Source organism: Roseibium algicola, assembly GCF_001999245.1.
Lineage (GTDB): Bacteria > Pseudomonadota > Alphaproteobacteria > Rhizobiales > Stappiaceae > Roseibium > Roseibium algicola.
Genome location: NZ_CP019630.1, coordinates 394,644 through 417,974, shown reverse-complemented (window position 1 = coordinate 417,974; position 23,331 = coordinate 394,644). Strand labels below are relative to the sequence as shown.

Here is a 23,331-nt window from a genome sequence, read left to right as displayed (position 1 = left end):
AGGGGTCGTATGATCCGAAAAAGGCGTTTCGGAGCACAAAATGACCCAAAAAACAGGCACGGCACTCGATCATTTCATCGAGGAACTGAAATCTCCGGACCTGATTTCCCGCCTACGCGCGGGATTGATCGGCGAGGGGGCAACCATTTCAGGTCCGTTCGGCGAGCGCGAGCTGATCTATGCCGACTACGTCGCCTCCGGGCGGGCTCTGCGTCAGGTCGAGGAATTCGTTCTGGAAGAAATCCTGCCGGTCTACGCGAACAGCCACACCGAGGCCTCCTACTGCGGCAGCGCAATGACACGAATGCGGGAGGCTGCGCGATCTGAAATCGCCCGCATTTGTGGGGCTGACCAGGGCTACGCGACGGTCTTTTGCGGCTCGGGGGCAACCGCAGGCCTTAACCGGCTTGTACATCTTCTTGGTGTTTCGGCCGCCGCAGAGCGGGGAGAACAGCCACTTGTTGTGATCGGTCCCTATGAACATCACTCAGACATTCTGCCCTGGCGCGAGAGCGGAGCGGAGGTGATCGAGATAGACGAAGCGGAGACTGGTGGTCCTGATCTTGCGGAGCTCGAGGTTGTCTTGCGCAAGGCGGGGGCCGGCCGGCTGATTGTTGGAGCATTCTCGCTGATGTCCAACGTAACCGGCATCGTTACCGACGACGTGGCGGTCACACGCGTTCTGAAGCGTTACGGCGCACTCAGCGTTTGGGATTGCGCGGGTTCCGGCCCTTACCTCCCGGTAGATATGAAAGCCGGCACGGATGCCCAGAAAGATGCGGTTGTTGTCTCGCCGCACAAGTTCATCGGTGGGCCAGCCGCGTCAGGCGTCATGATCGTGCGCAAGGAAGCTGTCAGCAAGGCGACACCGGTCTTTCCGGGCGGAGGAACGGTACGCTTCGTCTCGCCCTGGGCTCACGATTATTCAGACAATCTTTCAGCCCGCGAGGAAGCCGGTACGCCGAACGTGATCGGCGATATCCGGGCGGCGCTCGCCTTTCTGGTCAAGGAAGCCATTGGGCAGCGGCTCATGGACGAGCGGAACGCCGCCTGGCGCGCCAAGGCGCTGGCGGTCTGGCGTGACAATCCGGCGATCGAGATCCTCGGAAACGACAAGGCCCGTCACGTGCTACCCGTGTTCTCGTTCCGTGTGAAGGATCTGGAACGCGGAGGCTATGTGCACCAGCAGCTCGTCACCCGCATGCTATCGGACATCTATGGCATCCAGGCCCGTGGTGGCTGCGCCTGTGCCGGGCCCTATGCCCATCGGTTGCTGGATATCGGTCCGGAACAGTCCGAAGCGTTGAGGGCCGGTATTCTTTCCGGTGAAGAACTGAAGAAACCCGGCTGGACACGGCTCAATTTTTCAGTGCTCATGACAGTAGACAAGGCGGACAGGATCATTGCCGCCGTCGAAGATCTGGCGCTGCATCCTTATCCGGCCGCGGATTACTACGCGTGCGATGAAACCACGGCCCGGTTCAAGGCCATGCAAGACGCTGCTTGAAGGACACCAAGTCGACATGTGCCGCTGGGCTGCCTGGAGCGGAGCTCCCAAATACCTGGAAGAAGTCATTTGCGATCCGGCGCATTCGCTGATCGACCAGAGCCGCAACGCGCTGTCCTGCAAGACATCGGTCAATGCCGACGGGTTCGGCGTTGCCTGGTACGGCGACCGGGACACCCCTTGTGTCTACAAGGACGTCCGGCCCGCCTGGTCGGATCCAAACCTGTTGCAGATTTCCAAGCACATCCGGTCTCGCCACTTCCTGGCACATGTGCGCGCCTCAACCGGAACGGCGACTACGCGGGACAACTGCCATCCTTTCACGTTCCAGCGCTGGACCTTCATGCATAACGGTCAGGTCGGCGGCTACGACAAGGTGAAGCGCCGCCTCGACAACATGATCCCGGACGACCTTTACCGCGACCGCATTGGCGGCACCGACAGCGAAAGTCTGTTTCTGGTCGCGCTCGCCTATGGACTCAATCTGCACCCGCGCGCGGCCATGGCGAGAGCTGTGTTCGAAGCAGAAGCCCTGTCCAAATACGCCGGAACGACGCCGCACATGCGTTTTGCTGCCGGCTGGTCTGATGGTGAAACGCTCTATGCCGCCCGCTATGCTTCGGACAACCTGGCGCCGACGCTCTATTACCGGGTGTATGACGACGGTGTGATGGTGGTGTCCGAACCGCTGGATGAAGCCCGCGGATGCTGGATGGAAGTGCCTCAGGGCCAGATGATCGAGGTCAGGGACGGCAAGGTGAACCAGGTTGCCTTCCTGAGTGATGAACAGCTCGCCGACGCCTGAGTTTCCGCACTGACCTGCCAGCACTGATTTGCCAGATGAGGCTGGACGGCAGCCTCAGTGGCAGAAATCGCCAAGGGCTTGACCTCAGACTGGCGTTTCGATCCAGTGCCAGGCGATATCGATTTCATCCCGGTCGAAGTGCTTTTCCTGAATGCCGACCATCCGTGCAAACGTGGCGTCGATCGCAACGAGGGCGGCAAGCAGCTTGCTGTCCGTAACGATGGCGATCTTGTTGAGATGCTGCATGTTGGCAAGCACCCACCGGATGTCCGCCTTGGCGGCTTCGAAGGAAACGCCGACATGATCACAAAGAACGACCAGAACGCTGATCTTGCCCTGATCTTCAATCATCTCCTCGGCCTTGGCGATCAGTTTCTTTTCCTGATCAATATCGATTTTTCCGGAAATCTCGACACCGAGAACGGCACCCTGGCTGCGGGGCAGAATGGTGTACATGCTGGTTCCTCCGGCAGTGACTGGACGGCACAACCAGAAGGGTAAACCCAAACACGAAAAATAAGAACCTGCATGACCTTTTTTGCTGACCACCCGGCAAGGCACCAGGCACCCTTGAGCGGCAAAGTCTCTGGTGCAATCAGGCGATTTCCCGTCCGGCGCCCGTCATCATGGTGCGGGTCAGCTCGTCGACTTCGTCCCGCAACTGGCGCGTGAGAGCACTGCAATCGGTACGATCACGGCCGTAACCCAGGTTGAACTCATAAAATGAAGGCGCTTGCCTTGGCATCAGAACGTGCTGAAGCATGGTCTCCAGCTTGTCGAACGCCTTGGCAAGTCGGGCTTCGACGGTTCGTGCCGCTGCATACTCATCCCAGAGAGAGGTTAGCTCCCCAGCCACGTCACCCGGCAGCGGTTCACACAAGGTCAGGAAGTCCCGCCTCTCGCGTTCCTGCCGGTCGTCACCCGGCGTCTGGAGTGGAGCGGGGACATCTCCGGAGATGGCTTCGCCCAGGTCATGCACAAGCGTCAGCTTCAGGAGTTTGAGCAAGTCGACTTCTTTCAGCTCTGGTTCGAACAACAGAACCATCAAGGCCAGTCGCCAGCTATGTTCGGCAGTGCTCTCCGGCCTGCCGCCGGTTGTCGTTCCCGAGCGAAGCGTGTCTTTCAGCTGCTCTGCAGCCTGAAGGAAGTCCAGCAGGCCCGTCAGTCTGGTGTGGGGAATTTCAGGAAGATCGAGGGAAGGGGGCGTCTTTGTCATGGTGGCCAGATTATTGCGGGCCACCGCGCCAGACGAGTTACCGCATAATTTATGCGGAATCCTGTTCTTCACGGACCAGCCGCGCAAACCGTCCGTCTGACAGCGGCAGGCGCGAAATCCGGATGATGCTCTCCGGGATGGTCATTTCCGGAAAATCAACGTGTTCTGTTCGGTAGACAATGTCCGGAGAATCCGGCTCGAACCAGCCATAGTCGGTCAGTCTGTGCTCCGTTGCCCGGATGCCTTCGGACGCAAAACGCCACAGGGGCCGGTTCAGAAACTCGTTCACCGGTGCGCGCCATTCGCAGGCACGCGGTACGGACATGGCCAGCAGCCTGTGTGTGAGGTCGCAGACCAGATGCACGGGAACTGCGGACCGGGAGACAAGATCAAGCAGGGCCTTGTCGGCGGCGCTCTCCGGACGTGCCCTCAGCAGACGGGTGATCTTCGCCCTGTCGCTGTCGTCCGGCTGCGACATGCCACTCTCCCAGCGCGATATCCTCGTCTGCGAGACGCCGAGTTCATGCGCCAGAGCTTCTTGCTTGACCCGGTTCAGTACGCGCCAGCGCCGCAGCGACGGTCCAAGACTGCTTTCAAGAACGGCGGTTTCTGTTTGCATGGTGCAAGTGTAACGCGTCCCGGGAATTTTGTGCAGCGGGAAAAGAGGGCACGGCTCACCAGAGCAGGTGCCCGCGCCACCTGCGGGATCAGCGATACTTCTCGATGAACGCGTCGATCGACAACTTGCGAAAATCGGGTAGCCGTTGCTTCAGCTCTTCATGGGACCAGTCCCACCAGGAGATATCGATCAGCGCCTGTTCCTGCTGTTCGGTGAAACGCCGTTTGATTTCCCTGGCGGCCACACCGCCAACAACGGTGTAAGGGGCGACATCCTTGGAGACGACTGCCCCGGCTGCAACAATAGCTCCGGTGCCGATCGAGACGCCGGCAAGCACCGTGACGTTGTGGCCGATCCACACATCATGGCCAATGGTGACCCAGTCGTCCTTGCGCCACTGGAAGAAATCCGCGTCGTCTTCGCCAAGGTCATAGGCAGCAGCGCGGTAGGTGAAGTGGTGCTGAGAGGCGCGCCAGGTTGCGTGGTTTCCCGGATTGATGCGGACGCGACGGGCGATGGAACAGAACTTGCCGATGGTCGACCAGACGACATCGCCTTCCTGCACGATATAGGAATAGTCCCCCATGCTGCTTTCGCGCATTTCCGTGCGTGCGCCAACCTCGGTCCAGATGCCGAGATCACAATTCAGCACCCTGGCCTCCGGGTGAATGTTTGGGGCTTCGGTCAGGGAAGGCTTCTGGGTCGGGGCGGACATGGATGCTCCATATAGCGTTGGAAGGAGTGCGGAAACGGTTTGTAGCCGTGTTGCTGGCACCGGTCGTGACGCTTTGATGACACTGGCGTGACTCCCGTCACTTTTTTTGCATGCATCCACAGCGGTGAAAACGGCATTTGGCGGGTAGAAGCCTTGTATTTGAGCACTGATTTCCGAGTGAATTTCAGCCAGGCATGTGTGACGCCGAGGGGGCCCGGAAAGCGCTGAGAGCGCTGCGGAATTCCCGCCGGAGATGGTTGTTCTGCCAATGCTTCAGGCAGGGATGTCATTGATTTGTCATAAAATTTTGGGCTCCCCGACAAAGGAATGTCATTTTTCTGTAATGGTCCGGTGGCTCTTGTCGCGCAGCACGACGAACACAACGGACAGGGCTGGCGCGTGATTCAATTTCAGGAAGTCACCAAGACCTTCGGGTCTCGGACCGCGGTCAACAAAGTAAGTTTTAATATCGAAATACCGCAGATGGTCGGGATCATCGGTCGGTCCGGTGCCGGCAAGTCAACCTTGCTGCGCATGATCAACCGGCTGACCCCCGCCAGCGCCGGACAGATCCTGTTCGATGGCCGGGACATTCTCAGCCTGAAAGGCGGCATGATGCGCCGCTGGCAGCGCGACTGCGCCATGGTGTTCCAGCAGTTCAACCTGGTGCCGCGCCTGGATGTTGTCACCAACGTCATGTTGGGGCGCCTCAACGGTCACGGCACCTTGAAGAGCCTCTTCAACATCTTCAGCCAGGAAGACGTCAATTCCGCGCTTGGTGCGCTCGACAGACTGGGCATTGCCCAGGAAGCCACCAAGCGGGCCGAGGAGCTGTCCGGTGGTCAGCAGCAGCGTGTTGCGATTGCCCGCGCTCTTATGCAGGACCCGCACATGATCCTGGCGGACGAGCCGATTGCCTCGCTCGATCCGATGAATGCCAAGATCGTCATGGATGCGCTGCGTGAAATTCACGAGCGCGACAACAAGATCGTCATCTGCAACCTGCACACGCTCGACACTGCCCGGACCTATTGCGACCGGGTGATTGGCATGCGCGACGGTTTCCTCGTGTTCGACGGGGCGCCGGAAGCGCTGACCACGGCTGTCGCACGCGAAATCTACGGTGCCGATGAAAGCTTCAACGAGGCGGCGACATCCACCGCCATCGATGCCGGCCAGCCCGGTTCCAGAGAATCCGCCGGTGCGATGACCCCGGCGGCAGCAGCGGTCTGATCCGGCTGCGCACCCGCTTAACGTCATCAAAATTGAGAACTCTCGGGGAGTGTCCCAAATGAAACTCGTTGCTAAAGTTGCTGCGCTTGCTGCCGTCAGCATAATCGCTTTGAACGCTTCTGTTGCCGGTGCTGCGGAAATCACGGAATTCCGTATCGGCCTGCTCGGCGGCGAAAATGCCTCCGACCGTCTGCGTGCCAACGAATGCCTGCGCGAAAAGACCGAGGAACTGCTCGGCGTTCCGACAAAGCTGTTTGCTCCGGCAGACTACAACGGCGTTATCGAAGGCCTGCTCGGCGGTAACCTCGACATGGCCTGGCTCGGTGCTTCCGGCTACGCAAAAGTCTTCCTGACCGACCCGGAAGCCGTTGAGCCGGTTCTGGTCAAGGTCAACAACGACGGCAGCTACGGCTACTACTCCATCGGGTTTGCCCGCGTCGACAGCGAGATCAACTCCCTGGAAGACATGAAGGGCAAGACCTTCGGCTTCGGCGACCCAAACTCCACGTCCGGTTACCTGATCCCGTCCATCGAAATCCCGAAACTCGGTTACTCCATGAAGCCGGGTGAGTATTTCTCCGACGTCGTCTTCACTGGCGGTCACGAGCAGACCATCGTTGCCGTATTCAACGGCGACATCGCAGGCGGCGTGACCTGGGCTGACGGTCTTGGCGAATGGGAAGACGGCTACAATTCCGGCGCTCTGCGCAAGGCAACCGATGCGGGTCTGGTCGACATGACCGAGATCAAGGAAATCTGGCGTTCGCCGGTGATCCCGGAAGGTCCGGTCGTCCTGTCCAAGAAGCTGCCGGACGACATCAAGGCAAAGATGACCGAGTTGATGGCCAACCTCGTCAAGGAAGACAAGGAATGTGGTTACGGCGTGATGGCCGGTGAAGCACGCGGCTTCGAACCGATCACCCATGCGGCTTACGAATCCATCGTCGCTGCCCGCAAGGCAAAGAGCGAGTAATCGGAAGTTCCGATCTCCGCGCGGGCCGGTCTCCGGCCCGCGTTTTCTCAAGTATCGGCCAGCGGAATCGACTTTCCGCCAGAAGTGGCTCCACAGGGCCAGGATCGCCAGGTTTCGAAGGGTTGATCCAGCTAAGCCACCCCGCTTCAGATGAAGTGAGCATCAAGTAAAGGTCCCAAACAATGGCTGTTGCCGCACTCGAGCAGGAAATCCTGTCCATGCGCAAACGCCGCCAGCTCTATTCGTTGATAGGGTTGCTGCTGGTCGTAGCGGTTCTGGTCTCCGGTTATTCGAAATCCAATTCGATGAATTCCGGCGGATTTATTCAGGGTCTTTCCAAGTTCTTCGACTATCCGGGCGAGATCGTCGTTGAGGCCTTTGAAGCCGGCCCGGCCTTTTTCTCGCTGATGCTGCAGTTCGTTCCGGCCATGCTGGAAACCTTGAACATAGCCGCGGTTGCGACCCTTCTGGGCGGCGCGATGGCGGTGGTGCTGGCCATGGCCTCCACACGCAATGTCGACAGCTGGGGACCGTTGATCCCGGTGGTTCGCCGCATCATGGACATCACACGTGCCTTTCCCGAACTGATTATTGCGCTGTTCCTGATCTTCGTGCTCGGCTCCAGCCCTGTACCAGCCATGATCGCTGTTGCGTTTCATACCGCAGGTGCGCTCGGCAAACTCTTTTCCGAAGTGAACGAGAACATCGACCGCAAGCCCATCGAGGGCCTGTCGGCCTGTGGGGCCAGCTGGCTGCAACGCATCCGGTTTGCGGTGCTGCCTCAGGTGGCGCCGAACTATCTCAGCTATTTCCTGCTGCGCCTTGAAATCAATGTGCGTGCTTCTGCCATTCTCGGCTTCGTTGGCGCTGGCGGCATCGGCCAGGAACTTCGCCGCACGATCGGCTGGGGCAAGGGTGCAGGCGATGAAACCGCCGCTATCTTCGTCCTTCTGTTCATAACCATCATGGCCATCGACCAACTGTCGTCCTATCTGCGCGGCAAGCTGGTCGGGTCCGGCCGGGCGCATTGAGGGGAAATCTCATGACCGTCGATACGCTCGAAACACCCGTCACCCAGGCTCTGGTCTGGAACCAGGTCCGCCGGCGCGCATGGCTCACTGTCGTCGTACCGCTCGCGATCTTCACCTACCTCGTTTACACTTGGTTCGCCTTCGGGGTGCCGGAACTGCTCTCTCGTGCCCAGCCGGAACGGGCGGTGATCCTGGCAACGGATAGCGTCGCCTACAAAGTTCACGTCACAAAGAGCTTCCGGGACAACGAGTTCGAAGTTGCGATCGAAGGCGAGCGCACCGCTACCTACGACAACGCCAAGGTGCCTGACTGGGTGCAGCTCAGCGGCGAAAATGGTGTGGTTGACCTCGGCGATGGCTACAAGGTCGAGATCGATGGCAGGGCAGCCCTGTTCACCATCCCGGGCTATGGCGTGGTGGAGGGCACCGCGACTGCCGATGGTGTCGAAACGGTTCTGCCGGCAGGGCCGGCACCGGACTGGATTAAGATCGACCCGCGCAAGCTCGATGTTCGCCCGACCCTTGATCGGCGCCTTCAGGTCACCAAGACGAAGATCGAGGTTCACAACTATTTCGGGGGTTGGGAGAACTTCTGGTTTCCGTTCCGCTCACCACTTTACGGCATGTCCTTCAGCCAGCTTTATGCGTTGGCGTTGAGCTCGGACCGAATGGATCCGGAAACGTCGAACATCTGGTTCATCGTGAACGAGTTTCTGGAAAACCCTGACTGGCAGCACGGCAAGGTTCTTACCGCCTTGTTCGAAACCATCATGATGGCCGTTCTCGGCACTCTTACGGCCGCATTCTTCGGATTGCCGCTGGCGTTTCTTGCAGCTCGCAACTTCACGCCGTCGAAGCTGCTTCGGTTCGGAACACGCCGCCTCTTCGATTTCCTGCGCGGCATCGACATGCTGATCTGGTCGCTGATCTTCATTCGCGCCTTCGGTCTCGGGCCGCTGACAGGAGCTCTGGCAATTGCCTTCACCGATACCGGTTCGCTCGGCAAACTGTTTTCCGAAGCGCTGGAGAACATCGACAACAAGCAGGTCGAGGGCGTTAGGGCGACCGGCGCCAATCAGATCCAGCGGTATCGCTACGGTGTGATCCCGCAGATCCTGCCGGTCTTCGTGTCCCAGGTCCTCTACTACCTGGAATCGAACACTCGGTCAGCCACGGTCATCGGTGCTCTCGGGGCGGGGGGGATCGGTCTCTTGCTGGTCGAAACCATGAAGACCTCGCGCGATTGGGAAAACACCAGCTACATCATCATCCTGACAATCTTTGTCGTGATCCTGATGGATCAGACCTCAGGTTGGCTGCGCCGGAAGCTGATTGAAGGCAAATAGGTCCGTCTGACCTGAAAGTGATAAACCCGGCGCGGTAACGGCACCGGGTTTATCTTGATAACTGCAGGTACCCCCTTTTTGCCGCATTTATGTCGCGCTAGCGTGTCAGCGTTCAGAAATTGCTTCGAAGCTGCGGAGGGGGCTGTGCACCAGGGCATGCGAAATCATCTTGTGAATGTTGCGTTTGGAACCGGTCTGTCCATGATGGCCATGGCAGGATCGGCCTTTGCGATCGAAAGCTGTGTTGCATCCCTGAAGAAACAGGCTGTTGCCGCAGGCGTCCGGCCGGACATCGCCGAGCGCATGCTGTCAGGTGCAACCTTTGACGAGAAGGTCATCCGGTTCTCGACGTCCCAGCCCGAGCACAAGACCGAAATCTGGGATTACATGGCCTTTCTGGTCGACGCGCAGCGGATCCAGGACGGCAAGGCAAACCTGAAAAAACACAACAGCACACTCACCTCCATCGAAAAGCGGTACGGTGTCGACCGGCACGTGGTTCTGGCGGTGTGGGGCATCGAGAGTGACTACGGCAACTTCCGCGGCGATTTCTACACTCCACATGCTTTGGCCAATCTGGTTTGCGCCGGCAAACGGCGCCAGAAATACTTCCAGGGCGAACTGATCAAGACCATGCAGATTGCTTCACGAGGGGATGTACCGGCCAAAGACTTCGTCGGCTCCTGGGCAGGGGCTTTCGGGCAAACCCAGTTCATGCCAAGCACCTACAACAGTCTCGCGGTCGACTTTGACGGCGATGGCCGCAAGGATCTGGTGAATTCCGTCCCCGATGCCCTGGCTTCAACGGCAAACTTTCTGAAAAATGCCGGATGGAGCAACAGCCGGCCCTGGGGATACGAGGTCAAGGCACCGAAGAGTTACAGTGGGCCGTCGGGTCTGAAGAACTATTCCTCCCTGTCGACCTGGGCCAAAAGAGGCTTCACCAAAATCGACGGCGGCGGTCTTTCCGGCAATCTGGATGCAGCGCTGATCCAGCCGGCAGGAGCGGGTGGCCCGTCCTTCCTGGTGACCCGCAACTTCCGGGCCCTGCGCTCCTACAACGCATCAACGTCCTACGGTCTGGCGATCGCCCTTTTGTCGGAACTCGTATCAGGCGGCGATCCGTTCAAGACACCCTGGCCGACGGACAACCCCGGTCTTTCCCGTGCTCAGCGTGTGGAGCTGCAGAAGCTTCTCAACCGCAACGGCTTCAACGTCGGTGAACCGGACGGGAAAGTCGGCCCGGCCACACGTGAAGGCATCCGCAAGGCCGAGGCACGCCACGGCCTCCCGGTAACAGGACGTCCGTCCTGGAATGTGTACTCGGTGCTGGGGGGGAAATAGCCCACGGGCAACCGGCTGAAATAGGGTGAACCCTGCTTGACAGGTGCCGCTCAGGAAGCGTTCTGGGGAATGGAAAGCGGCACACTGGAATGAAGGCAGCTTCTGTTTCTGCCCGTTTTCTTGGCTTGATACATGGCCTCGTCCGCGGTCCTGAGAAGCTCATATTCGAGGTCCGGGCCGTTCGCCTGAACCGAGACCCCGACGCTTGCGCCGACCGTCCTGTCGACCGCCCCTTTGATCGGGATCGGCAGGTTGATGTCGTAAACGATCCTGTCTGCCAGGGCAGATAGACTGTCCGCGTCAGTGCGCCGTGTCGACAGGATCAGGAATTCGTCGCCGCCCATCCGGATGATCGTCTCATCTTGTTGCAGCAAATCCGACAACCGTTCGGCCACTGCCTTGATGACCTGATCACCGACCGAATGGCCATGGTGATCGTTGACGGTCTTGAACCTGTCCAGATCGATCAGAATGGCGGCAACTTTGACGCCGGGGCCCACGGTGAGCCGGGTCGTTTCGAAGAATTTCGACATCATGCGCCGATTGCCGACACCTGTCAGCGCGTCGTGCAGTGCGTTGAATTCGATCTGGGCGTTGAGTTCAAGAAGGCTCGTGTTTGCCTCCTGCAATTCCGTGTTCAAGGTTTCGGTTCTGGTGCGCAATTCCCTCTCGTAATCAGCCTTGCTGTGTGCAAGCCGGAATTCCAGACGGTTCCGGAAATCGTTGCTCTGGCGTTCCGTTTCCTCGGTGAACATCTTCTTTTGAAGTTTCACATAGGCCTTCAGATAGTCGAGTGCACTGCGGTGTTCTTCCAGGGCTTCGTGGGTCTGCGAGAGCTTGAGGTAGAAGTTTCGTGTCCAGTGGTGATAGTCGGCACCGGCAGCGTTCAGCAGACCGTTTTCCAGTTCGGCACGCGCTTCGTCATAGCGCTTCTCTTCGAAAAGGCTCAATCCGAGCACGTAGTAAAGGTGGCAGGCGACCCGGTGATCCTGGCTGAACTGTGCCGCTGCCAGGCCCTTGGCGGCGCAGGCGCGCGCCTCCTTCAATGCCCCGGTTTCCACCAGCGCCGCTCCCAGCACTTCATAAGCGTAAGGCAGGTTCACGGCGTTGCGATGCTCCAGGGCATCTTCCAGGCACGCCTTTGCCGCTTCGACGGCTGCCTCGGGACTGCCACAGCGCAATTCGGTGCGCGATAGGGTTTGCAGGATGTGTGAACGCTCGTAAACAAGGCCCAGCCGATCGGCGATGTCCATGGCTTCCTGAAGCTTGGACTGTGCCTTTTCGTAGTCATGATAATAGGCGCACATGTTGGCGAGCACGGTCAGCGGCTCGATACCGGCGCGTCCGTGAGTTGCCGCCCCGAGGATCTCCAGGCTTTCTCCCAGAATGGCATCGGCCTGGCTGAGTTCACCGAGGCTGTAGACGCAAACCGACTTGATAACCAGAAGCTCGGACCAGCCTTCGGGATCCTGCCTGGGATCCATCATCGAGAAGGCTTTGTCTGCAAGCTTTGCCGCCGCATCGAAATGACCGGACCAACGCTCCAGCCATGCAAGATTGAACTGAAGGGGACGGTTGCCGGGATCCGGTTCCGGCTGCCGTTTCAGCGCGTCATACAAAAGGCGTTTGCAGAACGCCGGATTGCGCCATCGCAAGGCCCAGCTTCGCTCTTGCAGTTCCTTCAGGTGCGCCTCCCTTGACGGCAGTTATTAAAAAATACCACTGGTGATCATAGCCATAATTCCGGAAACGCAACGTAAATTCATTTGGATAAGACATAGATTTGTTGCGTTGCGAAAAACATCAGCGCAATATATTGGCGAAATTCTGGAGGTTTAGGCATGTCCGGGCGGATTCTGACGGTTGCACAGCAAAAAGGCGGGTCGGGGAAGACAACCCTTGCGGCCCATCTTGCCGTTGCGCTTGCCAAAAAGTCCGGCGAACCGGTGGCAATCCTCGACGTGGATCCGCAAGGCTCTTTGGGGACCTGGTTCGAGGCACGCGAAGACAACTTTGGTGAAGACAATACCGGTCTTGAATTCCGCACCGCGTCAGGCTGGGGCGCAAGGCGTGAGGCGCGTTCGCTCGCAAAGTCCCATGGGTACGTTGTCATCGATACACCGCCCAAGACCGACAGTGATGCCAAGCCGGCAATCGACGCCGCTGACTTCGTGATCGTTCCGATTCAGCCGACGCCGGTCGATCTCTGGGCTACCTCGCAGACGATCGAGATGGCTGCGCGTGAAGATACACCCGCACTTCTGGTGCTCAACCGCGTGCCGCCCCGCGCGTCCCTGACAGGCGAGATGGCGGACGCCATTGCCGCTTCGGGATATGACGCGCTCAATGCCCGCCTGGGCAACCGGACCGTCTTTGCCTCTGCAATGGGCAGAGGCCGCGCCGTGACCGAGGACGCACCATCCAGCAAGGCGGCCCAGGAAGTTGCGTTGCTGATCGAGGAACTGGTCAGCAGGATCGGCTGAGCTCTCAGACCATCTCGTCTGCATTTGCGAGACCACGCCCTTGTGTCAGGAGAGTTCACTCTAAAAACTATTTTGCCTTGTCCTTGTCACGATCCAGTGACTTGATAGGGGAAATTATAGGCCCCGGAGGATTGGCCATGTTCGTTTTTTCGTTTGTTTCCCAAAAGCTTTCCCTCAATTTCAAGCATCGTTTCAAGAAGGTTGCCAAAAGCACGCTGCTTCTTGTGGCAAGCGCCGGTTTCGCCGGTGTCATGGCCACCGCAGCAGTCGCGCAGGACCGGCGTATTGTCACCATCGATGATGCGGATTTCTTCGGTGGTGACTATCGCACCGTGAAAGACGTGGATCTGGACGGGTGCAAATCCGTCTGCCTCAGCGACAATCAGTGCCGCGCCTTCACCTTCAACACCTCTGCGGGCTGGTGTTTCCTGAAGACCGACTATGGCGAACTGCAGAGTTTTGCCGGTGCGATCGCCGGACGGGTCGTTGAAGTCAAGGCGCCACGCGCCGACCAGAGCGCAGACCGAAAGGCAGAGCTGGTTTTTATTCCCAAATCCCAGCTGGAAAGCGCACAGACCTATTCCCTCAGCATTGCAAATTCGGTGCGCCCGAACGGGCAGACTGCGGATCAGCTGCGCCGGAACGGTCAGGACGCACTCGGCGAGCGTAACGGCGCACTTGCAGAAGCCGACTTCCTGCAGCTGATCAAGCTGGAACCGGGAGAATTTGATGCCTGGACCCAGCTCACCACCGCCCTGCTGCTGCAGGATCCAGACAACTGGCAGGACAGGGAAACCAAGCGCAAGAACGCGATATCAGCTTCGATCAATGCCTATCTGCGGTCGGTCAGCGCACCTGAGCGTGCCTTGGCGCTTGAACTTGTGGGCCGCGCGATGACCCGCAGCAGCGAATACAAGACCGCGATCAAGGCCTTGCGGGCATCGTTGGCGGTCGAGGAAAATTCCAGCGTCCGTCGGCAATACGCGGATCTGGTTGCCGAGCACGGCTTCCGGATCGTTGATCACGAAGTCGATTCCGACAGCGCGTCGCCACGGATCTGTCTGGTCTTCTCGCAAAAACTGCCGCTTGGCGAAGACATGAGCCCTTATGTCAGCGTAAGCGGCGAGGGTACTTTCGCGATCGAGGCGGAAGGCAGCCAAATCTGTGCGGACGGTCTCAAGCATGGCGGCCGCTATCAGATCACCGCACGCAGCGGCTTGCCGGCAGCCGATGGCGAGAAGCTGGAAAAGACCGCGGACCTGACTGTCTATGTGAAGGACCGGTCTCCTTCCGTCAGCTTTTTGAGCCGTTCCTACGTTCTTCCTGCTGGTGGCGACCCCACCATTCCGATCGTTTCCGTGAACACCTCCGAAGTCGAGACCTCGATCTACCGCATCGGCAACCGCTCCATCGCCGACATTCTGCGTGACAACCGCTTCCTGCGGCAGCTCGACAGTTGGCGGGCAGACCAGATCGAGGACGAACTGGGTCAGAAGGTCTGGTCCGGAATCGTCGAGACCGGCAACGACCTGAACCAGGACATCACGACCGCCATACCGATTTCGGAAACCGGCATCGAGCTGAAACCGGGCGTCTATGCCATGACTGCACGGTCCAAGCTCGATCAGAAGAACCGCTGGGGCACGCTGGCAACGCAATGGTTCCTGGTGTCCGATCTGGGCCTGACGGCCCTTTCAGGCGATAACGGCATTGCCGCCAATATCCGGTCTCTCACAAGCGCTGAGGCACTGGAGGGCGTGACCGTACGCCTGTTGGCCGTCAACAATGACATTCTCGGTGAAGCTGTCAGTAACGCGGAAGGCTTTGCGGAATTTGCCGTCGGCCTCACCCGTGGCAGAGGCGGTCAGGCCCCCGGTATTCTCGTGGCTGAAACGTCCGAGGGCGACTATTCCTTCCTCGACCTGCGCAAACCGGCGTTCGATCTGTCCGACCGTGGTGTTGAAGGACGTGCAGCACCGGGACCGCTAGACGTTTTTGCCTGGACCGATCGTGGTATCTACAAGGCTGGCGAAACCGTTCACGCACAGGCTCTGCTGCGCAATGCAAGCGCAACCGCTCAGGAAGACTTTCCGCTCACCTTCATCTTCAACCGGCCTGACGGTGTGGAGCACGCCCGCTTTACCGTGAACGACGGCGGGCTTGGTGGCCACCTTCAGGATGTGACGCTGGCAGCGTCGGCTCAGCAGGGTATCTGGTCCTGGCAGGTTTTTGCCGATCCGAAGGGCAGGGCGCTCACCGAGCAGACCTTCCTGGTGGAAGATTATCAGCCCGAGCGAGTCGATTTCGAACTTGAAACAGATGCAAAGGCCTTCAACCGTACCGGACCGACAGCAGTATCGCTGGACGCCAAGTATCTCTACGGCTCTCCGGCCAGCGGCCAGACGCTGGAAGGTGATGTCATCGTGCGGCCCATCCGCACGCTTGAAGCCCACCCAGGCTATCAGTTCGGCATTGCCGATGCGGATGCCTATACACAGCGTGGCTCCCTGTCGTCGGGCCTGAAGACCGATGAAGATGGCAAGCTTACCTTCGACGTCTTCATGCCCGAACTTCCCGAGACGACCATGCTTTATACTGGCGAGCTGATCGCACGCCTGGTGGAGGCGGGGGGCCGCTACGTTGAACGGGACATGGACCTGCCTGTTGCCATCGACGGACCACGCATTGGCGTGAAACCCGCCTTCGACGGCGGTGTCGATGAAGGCGGTCCGGCCGATTTCTCCGTAATCGTCATCGATGAAGACGGCAAGGAAGTCGACGGAACGGACATCGGCTGGACCCTGTCCAAGGTCGATCGCCGGTATCAATGGTACCGCTATGACGGCAACTGGTCCTATGAGCCGATCACCACCACCCGCCGTGTTGCCACCGGCACCGTGCAGGTGACCGCCGGACAGCCGGCACAGCTTTCCCTTCCGGTCGAATGGGGTGAGTACCGTCTCGACGTTGAAGGCAGCGGAACGCTGCAGACCTCGACGCGGGTCACCTTCAATGCCGGCTGGTATTCTGCCGATGCCTCCTCCGATACGCCTGATTATCTGGACGTTGGCCTCGACAAGACCAGCTACCGGCCCGGCGACACCGCCAAGCTGCGCCTCAAGCCGCAGATAGCCGGTATTGCCGTGGTCAATGTTGTTTCCGGCGGATTGCTGGCCAGCAAGACCGTTGAAGTGACTGCCGAGGAAACCGAGGTCGAGATTCCTGTCAGCGACGATTGGGGGGCAGGGGCCTATATCACGGCCAGCCTCTACCGACCGATGGACCTGGACCAGAAGCGAATGCCGTCACGGGCAGTCGGTCTGTCCTGGCTGCAGGTCGACCCGGGTGACCGGGCGCTTGACGTGCAGTTGTCTGCGCCTGACCGGATCCTGCCCGAGACGACACTGGACGTTCCGGTGAAACTCGCGAACCTGAAAGCAGGAGACCAGGCGTATCTGACGATTGCCGCGGTTGACGTCGGCATTTTGAACCTGACCGGCTTCAAGACACCGGATCCGGAGAAATGGTACTTCGGCCAGCGGCGTCTCGGCACCGACTTCCGTGATCTTTACGGCCAGTTGATCGACCGGATGGCTGGAACCCGCGGGCGCGTCCGTTCCGGAGGAGATGCCGCAGGCATGCGGCTCGATGCACCTCCGCCGGATGAAGAACCGCTTGCCCTGTTCTCGGGACTTGTAACCGTGGGCGATACTGGCGAAGCAACTGTCTCCTTCGATATCCCGGCCTTCAACGGCGCCGTCAAACTGATGGTGGTTGCCTGGACAAAGGATGGCGTCGGTCATGCCGACCAGGAAGTGGAAGTGCGTTCACCAGTCGTGATGACGGCAAGCGCACCCGCCTTCCTTGCACCGGGAGACCAGTCGCGAATTTCCCTGGAAATCGACAACGTCGATGGCCCTTCCGGTTCTTATGCGCTCGAAGTCTCGGTCGCTGACGGCCTTCGACTGGAAGGCGGCAGCACGGATCAGTCGCGTACGCTGGATCTGGAAAACGGCAAGAAAGCCCTGGTGCTGCTTTCGGTTTCGGCAGAAGACATGCTGACGAAGTCGGAAGTCGTGGCGTCGCTGACCGGGCCGCAGGGCGAAGTTTTCGTCAAGCGTTTCAGCCTCGAGGTTGAAGATACCCAGCCTGAAGTTGTCCGTCAGTCCAGCTTCTCACTGGCATCCGGAGACAGCCTCTCGCTGGATGCGGACACCTTCGACGGCCTGCGGGCGGATACGGTTGACATCACCTTGTCTGCCGGTGGTGCAGCAAGCATCGATGTCGCCGGCCTGCTGGCGGCACTTGACCGCTATCCTTATGGCTGCACCGAGCAGACGACCAGTCGTGCCTTGCCGCTGCTTTACCTCAGTGAAGTTGCCGAGGCTGCGGGGCTTGGTGGCGATAGTGCCATTCGGGAACGGGTGGTCAAGGCCATTGCCAAGATCCTGTCGAACCAGTCCTCTTCCGGCGATTTCGGTCTCTGGAACAGCTATGGCGGCGGTGATACCTGGTTGGATGCCTATGTCACCGACTTCCTGACCCGTGCACGCGAAAAGGGATATCTGGTGCCTGATCTTGCGTTCACTTCGGCACTGGACAATCTGGAAAACAGGTTGGCCTATTCCTCCGACTTCCAGGATGGCGGCGAAGACATCGCCTATGCGCTCTACGTGCTGGCCCGCAACGGCCGCGCCTCCATGGGCGATCTTCGCTACTACCTGGATGCCAAGCTGCAGAACTTCGCAACACCGCTTGCCAAGGCACAGGTTGCTGCCGGGCTTGCCCTTTATGGCGAGCGTGACCGGGCGGCCACCGGTTTCCGGGCGGCTCTTGCCGCTCTGCCGAAGGAGGCTCCGAAGTACTATCGCGACGACTACGGCTCCGTCCTGCGCGACAGCGCGGGCGTGACGGACTATGTCGTTTCGGCGTCCATGGAAGACAGTCTGAAGACGGAAGCCATCGACTTCCTGAAAACTGCCCAGGCCAACAAGCCATACCGGTCGACACAGGATATGGCCTGGATGCTCCTGGCAGCGAATGCGCTCAACGAATCCGCGCAAGACGCCCGGATCTCCGTTCGTGGTGAAGTAACGCCCGGACGGCTCGCCTGGTCGCTGGCTGGCCGCGAGGTTGCCGACTTCCCGGTGGAGGTGAAGAACAACGGTGACGCTGGAACGGAGCTTCTTGTTTCGGTGGCGGGCCAGCCGCTGGTTCCCGAGCCCGCAGGTGGCAAGGACTATGCGGTTGAACGCACGGTCTACGACCTTGACGGCAATCCGATCGATCCGGCCGCGGTTCCGGTCAACACCCGGCTTGCTGTGGTCGTCACAGTACGGGCCCTGACGGATCATCCGGGCCGGTTGATGGTCGTTGACCGCCTGCCTGCCGGCCTGGTGATCGACAATCCGCGGCTTGTGCGTTCCGGCGATATCGGTGGCCTGTCGTTCCTCGATACGGTTGATCAGCCGGAATATTCGGCGTTCTACAGGGACCGTTTCGAAGTGGCCGTGGACCAGACCCGTTGGAGCAGCAAGGAACTGACCTTTGCCTATCTTGCAAGGGCTGCAACCCCGGGCGACTATTCGCACCCGCCGGCGTCGGTAGAGGATATGTATCGTCCGGACCGTCGCGCCATCACGGCAACCGGCAGGTTGGTTGTTCTCGGCCCGACACGGTAAGGCGACCGTACGATGAAAACGTTGGCGCGGCGGAATTGGCTCATGATCCGGCGGTGGTTCGCTGCCGCCGGTCTTGGTGCCGCCGCGCTGTCTGTCTGCCTGATTACAAAGGTCGGGCATGACTATGCGTCGCTGTCCGCGCCGCCCCGTGTCGGCGACCTGCCTCTGTCTGTCGTCGTTCTGGACCGGAACGACCGCCTTCTGCGGGCTTTCACCAGCCAGGACGACAAATGGCGCTTGCCGGTGGAATTGCCAGAAATAGATCCGCTTTATTTCCGGATGCTGCTGGCGTTCGAGGACAAGCGGTTTTACGAACACGGCGGGTTTGACGCGCTGGCGCTTGCTCGCTCTGCCCTGCAAAGTCTCAGGAACGGCCGCATAGTTTCCGGCGGTTCTACGCTGACCATGCAGGTTGCGCGGTTGCTGGAAGAGCAGCCGACGAAGTCGCTTGAGCGTAAATACGAGCAGCTACTCAGGGCCGTTCAGCTGGAAGCGGAGTTTTCGAAAGAAGATATCTTGCGGCTTTATGCTCTCAGGGCGCCGTTTGGCGGCAACCTGGAGGGGGTTCGGGCGGCAAGCCTTACCTGGTTCGGCAAGGAACCTGGGCGTCTCACGCCGGCGGAAGCTGCGCTGCTGGTGGCATTGCCGCAAAGCCCGGAGGCGCGGCGGCCGGACCGTTTTCCAGAGCAGGCGCGCAAGGCCCGCAACCGTGTCTTGCACCGCGCAGCAGTGGCTGGTGTCCTCGGCAAAGAGGATGCGGCGTCGGCTGCGAATGAACCGGTCCGGACGATACGTTATGCAATGCCATTCCTGGCGCCGCACGAAAGCCGGCAGGCGCGTGCCGATGCGCCTCTCTTGCCTGTCCACCGGCTGACGATCGACCTTGAGCTTCAGCGTGCGATCGAATCCCTGGCGAGACGGAAGAGCGAGACGATGCCATCGCCAGTTTCCCTGGCCATTCTGGTCGCCGATCACCAGAGCGGAGAAATTCTGGCAAGCGTTGGCGCGCCGAACCTTCTGGACACGCGCCGCCAGGGGCATGTCGACATGACCCGCGCCACACGTTCGCCCGGATCAACGCTGAAGCCGTTCATCTATGGCCTTGCCTTTGAAGAAGGTGTCGGTCTGCCGGAAAGTTTCATTGAAGACCGGGCGACCAACATTGGTGGCTACCAGCCGACGAACTTCGACCAGTCCTACCAGGGCACGGTCACCCTGCGCGAAGCCCTTCAGTTGTCGCTCAATACACCGGCCGTGAAGTTGCTGGAAGCGGTCGGGCCGGCACGGCTGATTGCCCGACTGAAACGTGCCGGTGCCAATCCCGTCATGGAGAAAGGCATCGCACCGGGGCTTGCCATCAGCCTTGGCGGTCTCGGCATGACCTTGCGGGACCTGACCCAGGCCTACGCCGCAATGGCTCGAGGTGGCGAACCGGTAGCCCTGTCCGTGTGCCGCAAAGACTGCGAAGAGGGTACGGCGCCGGTGTCTTCAGCCCGTGTCCTTTCGGAAAAGGCCTCCTGGATGGTGGGCGATATTCTTTCCGGATTGCCGCAGCCGCAAAGTGCAGAAACACACCACGTCGCCTACAAGACGGGCACAGCCTACGGCTATCGTGACGCTTGGGCTGTCGGTTATGACGGTCATCATGTGGTGGCGATCTGGTCGGGGCGCCCGGATGGCACGCCAGTGCCCGGGGCGACGGGAGCTTCGGTCGCCGTACCTATTCTCTTCGAGGCGTTTCAGATACTGGGACCCGACAGGGTTCCGCTTCCGGACGGTCCGGCGGAAGCCATGAGTGTCGCCGGGCAACAGGTTCCCGAACCGCTTCGCTTTGCCCGCTTGCCACAAAACCGCGGCACGGTTCGCACGGGTGACACCTTGCAGATATCCTATCCGCCGGACGGAGCCGAGCTGGATCTTGGGTTCGCACGGGACAGTTCGTTGGAACAGTCGGCGCAGCCTCTGGTCGTCAAGTTCAAGGGCGGTGCAGGGCCGTTCTCCTTCCTTGTCAACGGACGCCCCCTCCACACAGGGCAGCGGGAAAGGCAACTTGTCTGGCAGCCGGACACGCCTGGTTTTGCGGATGTGACGGTGCTCGATGCCAACGGCAACAGTGCAGGAATAACGGTACTCTTGCGCTAATCGCACAACAGCGCTCCAAATCGAACCCTTTCATTGTCGGCATCACATAAAGGCCTGCCGACCGGTCTGCATCAAAGATGCGGATCGACACGCCCCGCCTGCGCATCCGCTTGTTTTGCGAGAGTTCGCATGGAATGAGCGAATCTTCCGAAAAACATGCGGTTTTCATCGCCGTGGGGCGAATCTTTCAGCATCGAATCCCGCGACAAAGTATGTGGAAGACAAGAAACACCTACCTTGGCGAGGTTTTAGCGGATTTTCTCTACTCGTCTGAGTGGTGTCGTATTTTCCTTAAGGGAAGGGTGTTCAAATTCTCCATTGAACTTGTTTTCAGGTGTTAATAAAGTATAAATTAAGAAAATATCTTAAATAAGAAAGACATGTATATTCTATTTTAGAAGTATGATCTATTTTTTGATTGAGTATTATCTTTTTAGATAGAAGTTCTTTGTTTTTCTGTGTTGTGTTTCGGAGGGATGGGGTTGGGGTGTCTCATCGCGAAATAGTGATTTTCCCGGGATTTTCCGCGAATTTTTGTTTGATGGTTCCCTTGGGTAATGGAAAACTGGTTGCAAAACAGCATGTTGCAGAAAAAACACACAGCTGCCTGACAGTGCTGCCAGTCAGCAGTTTGGACTTGCTGTGCCAACTCGAGTTTGGTTCTTAAGCCCTGCGACGGCGAGTAATCGCCAGAAAAAATAGTTCGGACTTTTTCGACTGAATTGTTTTTGTACGAAATCGCGGGGATGGAGCCCGCCAGGTCCTTGAGGGTCAGGTTCGGTTCCAATGAAAATTGACTTTTGGAGGTCAGATATGAAACTCAAGAGCTTGATGCTCGGCGCTGCAGCTGCTGCTGCTGCCACCACCGCACAGGCAGCCGATCTTCCGGTTGCTCCGGAGCCGGTTGATTACGTTCGCGTCTGTGACGCTTACGGCGCACGCTTCTACTACATCCCGGGCACCGAAACCTGCCTCCGCGTTGGCGGCCGTGTTCGTACCCAGGTAATCGTCAACAACACGCTGGACAACGGCGCTTGGGGCAACCGTGATTCTGACGGCTACTCCTGGCTGTCTCGCGGCTACCTGTACCTGGACGCTCGCACTGCAACCGAATTCGGTACCCTGCGTGCATACGTCTCCATGTACTCCACCGTCACTAACGGTGCGAACTCTGCCAGCCTCGATAACGCCTACATCCAGTGGGGCGGCCTGACCGCAGGTCTTCTGACCTCGAACTTCGACATCTTCACCGGTCAGACCTTCATGGGTGTTGTTAGCCGTAACTGGTCCGACCAGACGGTCAACCAGATCGCTTACACCGCAGCTTTCGGCAACGGCTTCTCCGCTACGATCGCTCTGGAAGATCGTTCGCATCGTGAAGTTGGCACCTACGGCGGCACTCGTGCACCGGACCTGGTCGCTGCTCTCGGCGTTTCCCAGGGCTGGGGTTCTGCACAGCTGTCCGGTGCTCTGCACCAGGTTTACCCGGATCGTGCAAACGCACACCAGACCGGCGCAACCAACAACGGTGCTGACGATTCCCTCGGTTGGGCAATCGGCGGTGGTGTTGCTGTCAACATCCCGATGGCTTCCCCGGGCTCCAACATCTTCTTCCAGGGCTTCTACGCAGACGGCGCTCTGTCCTACATCGGCGCAGGCAGCACCGTTGGCGGCGTAGCAGTCTCCGATTACGGCCCGACCAGCGGCACCTCCACCGGCTACTCCCTGTCGGCTGGTGCTTACATCCAGGCAACTTCCACGATCGGTCTTGCTCTCGACGGTTCTTACATGGACATCGATCAGCCGAACGGCGCAACCGACCTGTCCCGTTGGGCAATCGACGGTTCCGTACAGTGGGAGCCGGTCTCTGGCTTCGTAATGGGTGCTGACGTTGGTTACGCCAACACCGACCCGGACAACGCATCTGACGTTGACGAACTCCTCTTCGGTGTTCGTATGCAGCGCACTTTCTAATCATCTGATTAGATTTCTGGCTGTGATCCTCTGAACTCCAGTCAGTCACGCGGCCCGGCAGGCTTCAATCTGCCGGGCCGTCCCCATTTTGATTCCCCGAGAATCCGCATGGGGCGAGGCCTCTAGCCTCCCGGTCAAGTACCGGTCAAACCGGCGATTTTGCCGAGTTTCCTAACAGTTTCTAAATTTCCGATCTGATTTTGTGACATTCGCGCAACACCGGTTTTTGAAAACAGCCGCTGCGGTAGGTGCAAACCGTATT

16 protein-coding genes are annotated in these 23,331 nt (G+C 59.2%); 11 read left to right on the top strand and 5 right to left on the bottom strand.

What is annotated here, in order from left to right; genetic code table 11:
* Positions 1-40: 40 nt before the first annotated feature.
* Together B0E33_RS02065 and B0E33_RS02060 are read left to right on the top strand one after the other, a co-directional pair.
* Positions 41-1,507: an aminotransferase class V-fold PLP-dependent enzyme gene (locus tag B0E33_RS02065; RefSeq protein ID WP_077290290.1), complete on the top strand. Its 1,467-nt coding sequence runs from the start codon at positions 41-43 to the stop codon at positions 1,505-1,507.
* Between the two features lie 16 nt (positions 1,508-1,523).
* Entirely contained in the window at positions 1,524-2,312 is a 789-nt protein-coding gene (locus B0E33_RS02060) for a class II glutamine amidotransferase (RefSeq protein ID WP_023000199.1), read from the top strand.
* Positions 2,313-2,396: 84 nt separating this feature from the next.
* Here the strand turns inward: B0E33_RS02060 and B0E33_RS02055 are convergent, their stop codons facing one another.
* From B0E33_RS02055 to B0E33_RS02040, 4 genes are all read right to left on the bottom strand, one after another.
* Entirely contained in the window at positions 2,397-2,768 is a 372-nt protein-coding gene (locus B0E33_RS02055; RefSeq protein WP_077290289.1) for a SpoIIAA family protein, read from the bottom strand.
* Positions 2,769-2,907: 139 nt separating this feature from the next.
* Complete coding sequence (locus B0E33_RS02050) at positions 2,908-3,528, bottom strand: HD domain-containing protein (RefSeq protein WP_077293108.1); 621 nt, start codon at positions 3,526-3,528, stop codon at positions 2,908-2,910.
* 49 nt (positions 3,529-3,577) lie between these two features.
* Complete coding sequence (locus B0E33_RS02045) at positions 3,578-4,147, bottom strand: helix-turn-helix domain-containing protein (protein ID WP_077290288.1); 570 nt, start codon at positions 4,145-4,147, stop codon at positions 3,578-3,580.
* A gap of 88 nt (positions 4,148-4,235) precedes the next feature.
* On the bottom strand, positions 4,236-4,862 hold the full coding sequence (locus B0E33_RS02040; protein ID WP_055659209.1) for a DapH/DapD/GlmU-related protein: 627 nt from the start codon (positions 4,860-4,862) through the stop codon (positions 4,236-4,238).
* Positions 4,863-5,261: 399 nt separating this feature from the next.
* Between B0E33_RS02040 and phnC the strand changes: the two genes are divergently transcribed.
* From phnC to B0E33_RS02015, 5 genes are all read left to right on the top strand, one after another.
* The gene (phnC, locus tag B0E33_RS02035) at positions 5,262-6,095 is read left to right on the top strand and encodes a phosphonate ABC transporter ATP-binding protein (protein ID WP_077293107.1); all 834 of its coding nucleotides are present in this window, start codon (positions 5,262-5,264) and stop codon (positions 6,093-6,095) included.
* Positions 6,096-6,153: 58 nt separating this feature from the next.
* Entirely contained in the window at positions 6,154-7,068 is a 915-nt protein-coding gene (gene phnD, locus B0E33_RS02030) for a phosphonate ABC transporter substrate-binding protein (protein ID WP_077290287.1), read from the top strand.
* A 182-nt stretch (positions 7,069-7,250) separates the two neighbouring features.
* Positions 7,251-8,099 carry a phosphonate ABC transporter, permease protein PhnE gene (gene phnE / locus B0E33_RS02025; protein ID WP_023000192.1) on the top strand — a complete coding sequence of 283 codons (849 nt, stop codon included), beginning with the start codon at positions 7,251-7,253 and terminating at the stop codon, positions 8,097-8,099.
* Between the two features lie 11 nt (positions 8,100-8,110).
* Entirely contained in the window at positions 8,111-9,445 is a 1,335-nt protein-coding gene (gene phnE, locus B0E33_RS02020) for a phosphonate ABC transporter, permease protein PhnE (RefSeq protein WP_077290286.1), read from the top strand.
* A gap of 156 nt (positions 9,446-9,601) precedes the next feature.
* Positions 9,602-10,789: a lytic murein transglycosylase gene (locus tag B0E33_RS02015; protein WP_055659212.1), complete on the top strand. Its 1,188-nt coding sequence runs from the start codon at positions 9,602-9,604 to the stop codon at positions 10,787-10,789.
* Positions 10,790-10,839: 50 nt separating this feature from the next.
* On the opposite strand, the gene B0E33_RS02010 is transcribed toward B0E33_RS02015, so the two are convergent.
* Positions 10,840-12,444, bottom strand: coding sequence for a tetratricopeptide repeat-containing diguanylate cyclase (locus tag B0E33_RS02010; protein WP_156912328.1), 1,605 nt, complete (start codon positions 12,442-12,444; stop codon positions 10,840-10,842).
* Between the two features lie 186 nt (positions 12,445-12,630).
* Here B0E33_RS02010 and parA point away from each other — a divergent pair, with 186 nt between their 5' ends.
* From parA to B0E33_RS01990, 4 genes are all read left to right on the top strand, one after another.
* Positions 12,631-13,272, top strand: a complete 642-nt coding sequence (gene parA / locus B0E33_RS02005; protein WP_023000188.1) for a ParA family partition ATPase — start codon at positions 12,631-12,633, stop codon at positions 13,270-13,272.
* A 137-nt stretch (positions 13,273-13,409) separates the two neighbouring features.
* On the top strand, positions 13,410-18,953 hold the full coding sequence (locus tag B0E33_RS02000) for an alpha-2-macroglobulin family protein (RefSeq protein WP_077290284.1): 5,544 nt from the start codon (positions 13,410-13,412) through the stop codon (positions 18,951-18,953).
* Between the two features lie 42 nt (positions 18,954-18,995).
* Positions 18,996-21,095 carry a penicillin-binding protein 1C gene (gene pbpC, locus B0E33_RS01995; RefSeq protein ID WP_208997744.1) on the top strand — a complete coding sequence of 700 codons (2,100 nt, stop codon included), beginning with the start codon at positions 18,996-18,998 and terminating at the stop codon, positions 21,093-21,095.
* A gap of 813 nt (positions 21,096-21,908) precedes the next feature.
* A complete protein-coding gene (locus B0E33_RS01990; protein ID WP_077290282.1) occupies positions 21,909-23,069 on the top strand; it encodes a porin in 1,161 nt (386 codons plus the stop codon).
* Positions 23,070-23,331 lie beyond the last annotated feature (262 nt).